Genomic DNA, 10,169 nt, shown 5'->3' with positions numbered 1-10,169 from the left:
TCGATCGCTGTTTACCCGCCGCAAAACCTTTCGCCTGAATTGATCCAGACGATCGAAGACTACACGATCCGCGTGGCGCAAGGGTTGAACACCATCGGTTTGGTGAACATCCAGTTCGTCATCAGCGAAGGCGTCGTCTACATCATCGAAGTGAATCCGCGTGCGAGCCGGACGATTCCGTTCCTGAGTAAGGTAACCGGCATTCCGATGGCGAAGTTGGCCACAAAAGGAATTCTAGGACTGAAACTGAAGGATATGGGTTACAAGACAGGTCTGGTTCCGTCAAAATCCGGCGTATACGTGAAGATGCCAGTCTTCAGTTTCAGTAAATTGAAGAAAGTCGACACGGTTCTGGGACCTGAAATGAAGTCTACCGGAGAGATCATCGGTAAAGATGTCAACTTGCCGAAAGCTTTGTATAAAGGCTTTATCGCATCCGGCGTGAATGTGCCTGACTATGGCACGGCATTGATGACTGTATCGGATAAAGACAAAGAAGAAATCATCCCATTGGCGAAACGCTTGATTTCGTTAGGCTACCACATCGTTGCTACAACAGGTACCGGTAAAGCTTTGGAAGCAGAAGGAATCAAAGTCGACGTCATTGAGAAAATCAATGAGAACAGCAACGACATTCTTGACGCGATCCGCGACGGCCGCATCAACCTGGTCGTCAATACGATGACGGAAGGGAAGACGAGCGAGACCGACGGATTCCTGATCCGCCGCGAAGCAGTCGAAAATAACATCCCATGCTTGACTTCATTGGATACAGCAGAAGCTTTGCTGCAAGCAATGGAAACCATCCATTTCCAATTGGAAGACATGAGCAAATAAACAATTAAGTAGTGCAAAAAGAGGACCTTCTCATTTCGAGAAGGTCCTCTTTTTGGTGAGCAGTGCGCTTTAGCCGTTGGAGACTATCGGATTATTCGAAAACAGCTCAGCTCCGGTGAAGCGGTCGTTCATCGGAGTTGAGCTGTTTTCCCCATCGTAAAGTCCGGCGAACCGGCCTTCGTCGGAGATGCGATTCCGGATCGGCTCAGTTTCTCCGGCGAAGCGGTTTTCACCGGAGCTGGAGCGCTCTGAAGCAGCTTCTTGATGCCGACAACACTTATTATGCATTTCCAAAAACAAAAAAACACCCCACAGAATGTCGAATGAATCGCTTCATATCAACATTTCTGTGGGGTGTCGTCTCTTACTAGTATGGAGACGACGGGAGTCGAACCCGTGTCCAAGCATATCGGCACTTCCAAGTCTACGCTCATAGTTAAACTATTGGAATTCGCCTTGAACTAGCCGTTTAACAGGCATTATTGTTGGCTAATCTGATTGATCTCTTCTGATTCCTCCAGATGGAAGGTCACAGCGTATCCCACATCATTGAGACCCTGATCTGAGTACATGGGCGATACCAGGAGGATCTTAGCTAGCTACAATTAAGCAGCGAAAGCTAAAGTGTTGTTTTGTGTTTTGTCAGTTGTTTTAACTGTAACGTTTTAGCGTAGACGTAACCTACGGAGCGCATCAAAAGCTCGACCTATACCTGTCGAATCCGTAACGTCCCCGTAATGGGAATGCACAGAGTTATCTTGCATTTCATATTATACGTCATCCGTCCTAAAAAGCAAGGATTATGCACGAAATATTTTTTCAGCGTGCCGCATGAAAAAGAGAATCGGAGAGTTGTGCAGTGCCGGAGTGAAGGGATTCTAAAACTTACTAGGTATCGCAGAGGCTTCCCTGAAAGGGTTATCCTTTGAAATGCCCAGTCACTTTCAGTACACTGTAAATAAGTATCAAGCACCACCATTAAGAAAGGACGGATAGAAATGAGACAAAGAAAAATAGTGATGAGTTTGTTCAGTCTATCGGCTACTGTATTATTGGCCGCTTGTTCATCGCAGACTAATACAGATGAAGCTTCGGTCGAAGTGGAGAGTGTTTCGATGGAAAGCATGGTTGAGGAATCTTCCACCAGCAGTTCAGACGGCATGGGGGATATGGTCCATGACGATTCCGGTGTAATTCCTGAAGGGTTGATGGAAGCTGAAAATCCTACTTATAAAGTTGGCGATTCCGTCATCATACAAGCAGGACATATGGAGGGTATGGAAGGTGCGGAAGCGACAATCGTTGGAGCCTTCGACACGATCGTTTATGAAGTTTCCTATGACCCAACCAATGGCGATCCAAGAGTGGAGAACCATCAATGGGTTATCCAGGAGGAAATCATGGATGCCGGAACAGACCCATTCGGTGTTGGCAGTGAAGTGATGCTGGAAGCTGAGCACACGGATGGCATGAGCGGCGCGACTGCCATCATCGAAGCTGCTGAAACGACTACAGTCTATATGGTGGATTATACAGATACGGTCACTGGGAAAACGGTCAATAACCATAAGTGGGTGACCGAGATGGAACTTGAGCCGATTGAAGAGCCCTAACAGCAGCTCGAGCATACAGAAATATAACTGTACGCAAGAAAGGACTGGTCACTATGAAATTCGGTATGCGCAAACCAAGCCTGAAACGTTCATTCAAGGCTAGGACAACCGGAAAGGTGAAGCGGGCAATCAAACGCAAAACAAATCCGTTCTACGGTAAAAAAGGCATGGGACTGATCCGTGACGCCAAAAGGACCGCCTACAACAGGATATACAAAAAAGCCACGTTCTCGATTTGGGATCTGTTCAAGAAAAGAAAATAAGCCAATACTAATGATGACCGCCTCCTCAGTTGGAGCGCGGTCATTTTGATTTGTCCAAAGACAACCGATCAATTCGAACTCATCCGGTATTCATGTGGCGTCATCCCATAGGCCAGTTTGAATTTCTGGTAGAAGAAAGTGACGTTCCTGTAACCGATCTGTTCGCTGATGGTTTCGATCGGTGTGTCGGTATTCTTCAGAAGGATGCAGGCGTTGTTGAGGCGCAGTTCCTGAACCAACGCGACATAGGTCTTCCCGGTCTTGCTCTTGATGAATCGGCTCAGGTAACTCGGATTGAACTTGAAAGTATCTGCAATCTGCTGCAGGCTACAGTCCTGATAATTTTTTTCGATGAAGAGCAGAATGTCGCCGATGTAGGAATGATCCGCCTTGCGATGCTCGCTGGATTGTTTCTGCTGGAAAGCCTTCAGCAACTCGGAAAAGAGGATGATCATGTAGGCGTCGGTCACATCTTTTGAATACGATGACGGTTCATAGTAATTGACGAGCATCCCCTCGATGGCATCGATCAGGAATTCGCTGTTCGTTGTGTTGAAAAGAAGGTAGCGGTCATGCTTCTGTGTTTTGGAGAGGGCATTGACGGCAAACTGAGTGATGATACTGTTTGAGGCCAGCCGGCTCAGCATGTGGGTAGAGAAGTACTCTTTCCTCATCAAGAAATTGATCAGAATATCGTTTTCGCCCGTATCCAGGATCCGATGGCAAACGCCGGTGTCCAGGATGCAAAAATCCCCTTGCTTTAAGGAAATTTCTGTCCCATCGATTATAATATCTATAGTACCCGAATAGACATAGTTCATTTCAATGAAATCGTGGACGTGCAGAGGGGTATAGGAGAAACGTGCGTGTTTCAGGATCAGCAGTTGGCTGCCTTCGATAAAAGCGGCGCGTTCTTTCTGTCGCTCTTCGGCACTTTTTAGAATCTTTTCAAACGTATAACGGTATACGCGTTCAGCGTCCTCGTTCAGATAGGAATCAAAATTTTCGAAGAAGTCCGAGGGTGGACCGTCTGTATTCTGAAGATAAAGTTTCTCTGTAACTGTATGGGCAAATAGCTTTTCGCGGATCTGTGCTTTATCCATAAAATCTCCTTCATGTAAAAAATGGTCAGTCATATCGTAAGAATATGATATTAATAAAATATGTTCTATCCGTTAAGATGTACTTGTTAGCGATACCATAATGATAATCCGGATGATAAATTTAGTCAATATGATTCGCCTGACAGTGTTCTTTGCACAGAAGTATCAAATATAGGAGGAAAATTCATGAATACTGAAAAAATGTCCCTCAGCGACAAGATTCAAAACACAGTTGGACCTTTCGCCACAAAGGTGAACAACAACATCTACCTGACCTCCGTCAGGGATGCCATGTTGGCATATATGCCCTTTACTTTTATCGCTTCGATCTTTTTGATCATCGCCTTTTTCCCGATTACCCAGGTTACTGACTTTATAACGATGATTTTAGGCACAGAAAATGCATTTGTGTGGCAATCCAAATTATTATACGTGAACAGTGCAACCTTGGCAGTAGGCGGCTTGATTGTCGTCATTTCCATGGCGAAATCTTTGGCGGATAAGCTGGAAACAAACGTGCTGCAATGCATCATTACAGCAGTCGTCTCCTTCCTGTTGCTGACGCCACTGGACAATATCGAAGGCGTCGATTTTCTGAACATCACGAAAATCAGCGCACAATCGATGTTCCTTTCCATCTTGGTCGGAATGTTCAGCACCATCATCTACAAAAAAATTGAAGAAAGAGGGATCAAAATCAAACTGCCGGAATCCGTACCGCCTGCAGTAGCCGGACCCTTCGAATCGGTCATCCCTTCCTTCATCGTCGTGACTACATTCTTCATCATCCGTTTGATCATCGAATTGTTGCTGAAGAGTGACGCCTTGACATTGATCAACGGCACATTAGGAAAACCATTGACTTACCTGGGCGGCTCAATCGGTGGCTTGGTCGTCGTCAAGATTTTCGAACAATTCCTGTGGTTCTTTGGCCTGCATGGCGGTTCGATTATCCAAGCCGTAATGGATCCCATCCACCAAGTTTTGGAAGATCAAAATAAAGTTGCGTCGTTGGCAGGAGCAATTCCTCCGAACATCATCAGCATGAGCTTCCGTAATCATTTCGCATCGATTGGTGTCGTTGGCGCCGTCATCGCAATCCTGATCGTAGCGAAGAGCAGACAATACAAAGAAGTCGGCAAAATTTCCAGTGTCCCGTACATGTTCAATATTGGCGAACCAGCTTTGTTCGGTATCCCATTGATGCTGAATTTCCTGTATTTCATCCCGTTCATCTTCTCGAATGCCATTTCGACTATCGTCGCTTATTTCGTCTTCGCCATGGGACTAGTGCCGCTTCCGACAGGATTAGCGCAGATTCCATGGACTACGCCACCAATCATCAGCGGTTACTTCGTCACCGGCAGCATCAGAGGTTCGCTCCTGCAGATTGCCCTGATCGCAATCACGACAGTTGTTTGGATTCCTTTCGTTCGGATGGCCGACAAAGAACTGTACAAAGACGAAAAAGAAATCGACAGCACGGGATCGGATGCGACTGTGCAGGAAGCTGAAGGAATCCGTTAAATGACTGCAACGGATCCACTTACGATAAACGGAAGGATCCAACCTTTGCGCGTCAGCTTGGGTCAGGCCAGCTGGATCACGCGGTTGGACAATCCGCTTGAAAAAGAAACAGAATTTTTGAATGAACGGCCCAACATCATTCTGGAAAAGGAATTCGATGTCTCAGATGAAATTGAAGAAGCCTTGATCGCTATCTGCGGCTTGGGGTATTACACCTTGTACGTGAACGGGCATCGTATGGGCGAGTCCTATTTGAACAACGATGTGACGAATTACGATAAAACGGTCTATTACGACACCTATGACATCAGAAATTTTTTAAAAAAGGGCAGCAACAAACTGTCTGTAGAACTGGCCAATGGCTGGTACAATGCGGCTCCCATCACGATTTTGGGCAAATACAATGTGCGCAAGCAACTCGCTGTCGGAAAGCCTTGCCTGATCAGCCAGTTGACGATCACGACTGCTGCAGGTGAAAAATACGTGATCGAATCGGATTCGAGCTGGAAAAGCAAGCCAGGCAACTATCTGTTCAACAATCTGTACATCGGGGAAGTTGTGACGGATGCTGATCCGGTGGCAGATACAAAACAGAAGACGGTAAAAATCGCAGGACCGAGCGGAGACTTGACTCCAAGTTTCATCCCTAAAATCAAGCGGCAGAAGCAGTACCTTCCGGCCGTGGTCACGCACAATTTTGCACACGGAGGCATCCTGATCGATTTCGGAACAATCATTTCCGGGCATTTCCTTTGCGATATCTCCGCCGATTTTCTGGGCCAGATCACTTTCCTGTACGCCGAGGAACTGAATGCTGACGGCACCCTTAGTTTTGATTCCAGTATTAGCGGAACCTATGGCGTGACGGATGAGGAGCACGGCATAAACGCGGGCGATCCAATCATCCAGAAGGACGTCATCAAAAAAACTGAACAAGAGATTTACCGTTTTGAAAACCAGTATTGCTATCACTCCTTCCGTTATGTGCTAGTGAAGTCAAATCTGCAAACAGATGTGTTGGAGGAGCTGCTTTCTAACGTCCAGGCATACAGCGTGCACACCGACCTTGCTTCCGTGAGCCGGTTCCATTCGTCTTCGGATGAATTGAACCGGTTGTGGGATGCGGCACGGAATACCCGCCTGAACAATATCCATTCCTACTTCGAAGACTGCACAAGGGAGCGTTTTGGCTATGGCGGCGATATCGTCGCTCTGATTGATTCGCACCTTTACAGCAACGATATGCATACCTTATTGAAGAAAGTCTTTATGGATTTCGTGAATGATCAGACCCCGGCAGGAGGGATTCCGCAGACGGCTCCTTACGTCGGCATCATGACGAATGGGACTTCCAATGGGGCGGGTTCCTTGGGTTGGCAACTGGTATTCCCGGTGCTTGCCGCAAGAATCGAACAGTACTATCAGGATACCGCCTTTGTGCAAAAGCATCTGTCGGCTTTGGTTAAGCATTTGGATTATCTGCTGGCTTTCGATTTCGACTATATCCGTTACTGTTGCCTCGGCGATTGGGGGTCCGTCGATGCCGGTATCCAGAATATGCGCATCGTCTCTCCGGATCAGGAGTTCTGCTCGGCCAGCATGTACCTCATCCTTTTGGAGGAATACAAAGAGTTGTTTGCTGCGCATGAAGTTTCTGAAACGCTGATGGAAACCTTGGAATTGCGCATTGCGGAAGCAAGAAACGCGACTATCGCTCTTTTCCGCAATGCGGACGGCAGTTTTGCCTCGGGGACGCAATCGAGCACGATTTTCGCATTGAAGGGGCGTCTCTTCCGGGATGTTGAGGAGCAACGTTCCCTTGAGGCAAAACTGGTTCAACGCATAAATGATGATGCCGGTATTTTCCGCTTCGGCATTTTCGGAATGTCATGGGCATACACCGTACTATCCGATATCGGAGAGGACGATTTGATTTACAATTGGCTGTCCCGCCGTCAGGAACCGAATTATCTGAGCATGTTGGCGAACGGCAATCAGACACTGAGTGAATATTTCCCGGTGAAGAACGGAGCGAACACGGTGCAAGGCTCCTTGAACCATGCGATGTTCTCATCGTATTCGGCTTGGATGATGGAAAAGTTGGTAGGCATTTCCGTCAAAAAAGATCGCAGCATTCAATTGGCTCCTTATTTCGCAAAAGACCTTACAGAAATCAAGGGATCACTCCTGACGATGCAAGGTGAGATTGAAGCGCAGTGGGAGCAGCTTGATGACAATGCGCTCATGTACAGCGTGACGCTTCCGGAATCGCTGGACTACGATTTCCGATTAGGGGAAACGTTTCAAATCATCAATAAAGAGATTACAACCGCGGGAGGCGACCGCCTGACAATCAGGCTGACGCTCCAAGCGTTTGATGCTGTCGAAGCAATCGGGCGGGGAAATGTTTGAGCCTATCCAGTTCCGCTTTGTTAGAATGGTCATTTCAAAATAATGGAGGCAAAAAGATGAATATCAAAAAAATCGGTCAAGCGGCAATGCTGATGGCGTTGTTGAACCTAGGGGCCTGCGCGACTCCTTCAGAAACGGCGGAATCTGCCGCAAGTTCACCGGATACAGGCATCACCTTAGAAGAGACGGAAACGGATGAAGCGTCACAATTGCATTTCTTTGCCTATGATGCCATGAAGGACGGCTACGCAAGCTCACGATCGGATGTACTGACGCCAAGCTTCTATATTTACGCAGGCCAAAAGACCGAAGAGGAAGCAGAAGAATTGTTGGCCGAAATCGGACTGTTGCCGGATGTCCAGGAATGGGCAGGGCAAGCCTACGTAATCAATCCCCTGAATGGGGACGGCTATCAAGCGGAGGATGCGGAAGCCTTCATCAAATTGTTGGCGAAAGCACCGGTGAAGAACGTCAAAGTGATCGCGCTGGATGAAGGCGCGACTTTTGCCAACAACTTTCTGGCGCAGAAAAGCTACCCGATTGCAGGGATGATGCTTTACGGCGGGGATGTCGAAGCTGACAGCACCTCGACGACTCCCGTTCCTGTATACCTCAGCAATGCTGAAGAAGCTGTAACGGATTTCTACACTTCAGCCAATGCTGCTGAGGGACAGCTGGCTGAGGATGATCTGACCGTTTACCGAAATCAGGAAAATGAGCTCCAGCAAGTCGTTGTGAACGCGGAAGAAGAAACCGTGCAGGAAGCCTATGCCAATGCATGGGAGCATGTCTTATCGAAAAATTACCGGATGCATAACGAACTGACGGAGTTTTACATGGCTGACGTCAGCAAATATACAGATCCCTACGAGCTTGTTGCGGTTCCGAATTTTGAGGATCTGGGAATCACTTATAAACAAATGATAGCCGAACCCGTCAACGGGGAAGGGGCGTATTCTTGGTACGAATACATCCCTGAAGCAGCAATGGAACAGGATGAAAACACCGTGCCGTTGATCGTGACACTTCACGGCTTCGCGAACGATCCGAGACTGCAGGGAGACACAAGCGGTTGGACCGAGTTGGCTGCTGAAGAAAATCTGATTGTCGTTTCGCCTGAATGGCAAGAAAAAGAAGTGAACTTCGGCGGCATCGAAGGCTTGGGTGAAGAGGGAGTCCTGAATCTGATTGAAGATCTGAAAGTAAAATATCCGCAGATTGACCCTTCTCGGATTTATTTGAGCGGCTTGTCGGCAGGCGGATCCAAAGCTACCTTGATGGGCGTCAAATATCCGGGTGTTTTCGCGGCGGTGGCTGCCGTTTCGTCCCCGGGTGTGGATAAGCAGGAACTGAGCAAAATCGCGGCAACCTATGCAGGTCCCGAAGTGCCATATCTCTACATCTGCGGCGATCATGATAATTTCCAGATGATCCCTGTGGACGGTTCCGGGCAATTCGGTACACCGGGTATTTTCCAGAATGATCCGAATGTCGATATGTTCCCGTTCATCCAGGCTTACCAGACAATCAATCAAATGGATGTAGCTCCGCAGTACGATCTGTCGTTGAACGAATTCTACGGCGTGGCGTTGGACAATCAGGAATGGACGACCCTCGGCGACAAGCAAATGCTTGTTGGGACCGCATCGAACGAAAACGGCGTAGTCATGAAATTGGCGGCCGTCAAGGACCTGGCGCACTGGAACTACAAGCCGGAAGCCGCGTTCATCTGGGATTTCTTCCAGAATTATCAGAGAAATACCAAGAATGGCGAACTGATCATCAACAGCTCTGAAGAATGATCGACTGAAATACCACTATCAGTGATGATAATTGAAAACCAATAGGGAAACCTTTGAAGGATGAGTTGAAAATCCACTCCCTTCAAAGGTTTTTGTCATATTTAAATGAAAATAATCGAATATATTGCTGCTTCAGACATAAAATTCTGTATATATTTTGAAAAGAAGGGTATAATGAAAGCGTTACCTGATCAATGCGGAAGTAACATTACCTTATCCGATCGTTCAGGCTAACAACGACATAGGAGGCGGTTGCGATGACAATGAAGAAATTCCAAGTGGAGCTACCCGAAGACATGCTTGAAAAAATGAGAAAAGGGTATGCCGCTAAAAGAAAACAGGGCGGATACGATGTAAAAGATATCAGCGATGAAGATCTGGCTGAATATTTCATGGGTATGGGCTTAAATTATGTCGACAGAAAAATATCCGAAATTCTTGATAAAGAAGAAAAATAAAGCAAAAGAGAGAAGCGATCCCACAAAGGTTGCTTCTCTTTATTTTCTTTTAATTTGACGGTTACTTGCAATAGTAAATTCCAGTTTGTAAAACTAAATTCCACACCGGACCGGGTGAAAAGAGAAATAGACAAAAAATGAAGACCCAAAAGGG

General features: G+C 47.0%; 9 protein-coding genes and 1 other RNA gene. 7 read left to right on the top strand and 3 right to left on the bottom strand.

The features are described 5' to 3' along the window. Positions 1-837: ATP-binding protein (locus C8U37_RS14165; protein WP_342749387.1), on the top strand; the 837-nt coding region annotated here is incomplete at its 5' end. Positions 838-906: 69 nt separating this feature from the next. On the opposite strand, the gene C8U37_RS14160 is transcribed toward C8U37_RS14165, so the two are convergent. Then, the gene (locus C8U37_RS14160; RefSeq protein ID WP_146161840.1) at positions 907-1,131 is read right to left on the bottom strand and encodes a hypothetical protein; all 225 of its coding nucleotides are present in this window, start codon (positions 1,129-1,131) and stop codon (positions 907-909) included. Positions 1,132-1,207: 76 nt separating this feature from the next. Further along, positions 1,208-1,571: a transfer-messenger RNA gene (gene ssrA / locus C8U37_RS14155) on the bottom strand. A 264-nt stretch (positions 1,572-1,835) separates the two neighbouring features. Here ssrA and C8U37_RS14150 point away from each other — a divergent pair. Both C8U37_RS14150 and C8U37_RS14145 read left to right on the top strand, forming a co-directional pair. After that, the gene (locus tag C8U37_RS14150) at positions 1,836-2,450 is read left to right on the top strand and encodes a YdhK family protein (protein WP_108033853.1); all 615 of its coding nucleotides are present in this window, start codon (positions 1,836-1,838) and stop codon (positions 2,448-2,450) included. A gap of 53 nt (positions 2,451-2,503) precedes the next feature. Further along, positions 2,504-2,713: a hypothetical protein gene (locus C8U37_RS14145; protein ID WP_108033852.1), complete on the top strand. Its 210-nt coding sequence runs from the start codon at positions 2,504-2,506 to the stop codon at positions 2,711-2,713. A 68-nt stretch (positions 2,714-2,781) separates the two neighbouring features. Here the strand turns inward: C8U37_RS14145 and C8U37_RS14140 are convergent, their stop codons facing one another. Beyond that, positions 2,782-3,816, bottom strand: coding sequence for an AraC family transcriptional regulator (locus tag C8U37_RS14140; RefSeq protein WP_108033851.1), 1,035 nt, complete (start codon positions 3,814-3,816; stop codon positions 2,782-2,784). Between the two features lie 186 nt (positions 3,817-4,002). Between C8U37_RS14140 and C8U37_RS14135 the strand changes: the two genes are divergently transcribed. From C8U37_RS14135 to C8U37_RS14120, 4 genes are all read left to right on the top strand, one after another. Further along, complete coding sequence (locus C8U37_RS14135) at positions 4,003-5,343, top strand: PTS sugar transporter subunit IIC (protein ID WP_108033850.1); 1,341 nt, start codon at positions 4,003-4,005, stop codon at positions 5,341-5,343. Next, on the top strand, positions 5,344-7,755 hold the full coding sequence (locus C8U37_RS14130) for a family 78 glycoside hydrolase catalytic domain (RefSeq protein ID WP_108033849.1): 2,412 nt from the start codon (positions 5,344-5,346) through the stop codon (positions 7,753-7,755). A 56-nt stretch (positions 7,756-7,811) separates the two neighbouring features. After that, entirely contained in the window at positions 7,812-9,557 is a 1,746-nt protein-coding gene (locus C8U37_RS14125; RefSeq protein WP_108033848.1) for a CE1 family esterase, read from the top strand. Positions 9,558-9,814: 257 nt separating this feature from the next. After that, positions 9,815-10,015 carry a hypothetical protein gene (locus tag C8U37_RS14120; RefSeq protein ID WP_108033847.1) on the top strand — a complete coding sequence of 67 codons (201 nt, stop codon included), beginning with the start codon at positions 9,815-9,817 and terminating at the stop codon, positions 10,013-10,015. Positions 10,016-10,169 lie beyond the last annotated feature (154 nt).

The sequence above is a fragment of the Trichococcus patagoniensis genome (assembly GCF_003051085.1).
GTDB lineage: Bacteria > Bacillota > Bacilli > Lactobacillales > Aerococcaceae > Trichococcus > Trichococcus patagoniensis.
Note: the sequence above shows the minus strand (reverse complement) of the source record. Positions and strands in the feature narration are given on the sequence as shown.

Coding starts and splice junctions, on each gene's coding strand:
- C8U37_RS14150 (WP_108033853.1), top strand. CDS start 1,836: ATGAGACAAAGAAAAATAGTGATGAGTTTGTTCAGTCTATCGGCTACT.
- C8U37_RS14145 (WP_108033852.1), top strand. CDS start 2,504: ATGAAATTCGGTATGCGCAAACCAAGCCTGAAACGTTCATTCAAGGCT.
- C8U37_RS14140 (WP_108033851.1), bottom strand. CDS start 3,816: ATGGATAAAGCACAGATCCGCGAAAAGCTATTTGCCCATACAGTTACA.
- C8U37_RS14135 (WP_108033850.1), top strand. CDS start 4,003: ATGAATACTGAAAAAATGTCCCTCAGCGACAAGATTCAAAACACAGTT.
- C8U37_RS14130 (WP_108033849.1), top strand. CDS start 5,344: ATGACTGCAACGGATCCACTTACGATAAACGGAAGGATCCAACCTTTG.
- C8U37_RS14125 (WP_108033848.1), top strand. CDS start 7,812: ATGAATATCAAAAAAATCGGTCAAGCGGCAATGCTGATGGCGTTGTTG.
- C8U37_RS14120 (WP_108033847.1), top strand. CDS start 9,815: ATGACAATGAAGAAATTCCAAGTGGAGCTACCCGAAGACATGCTTGAA.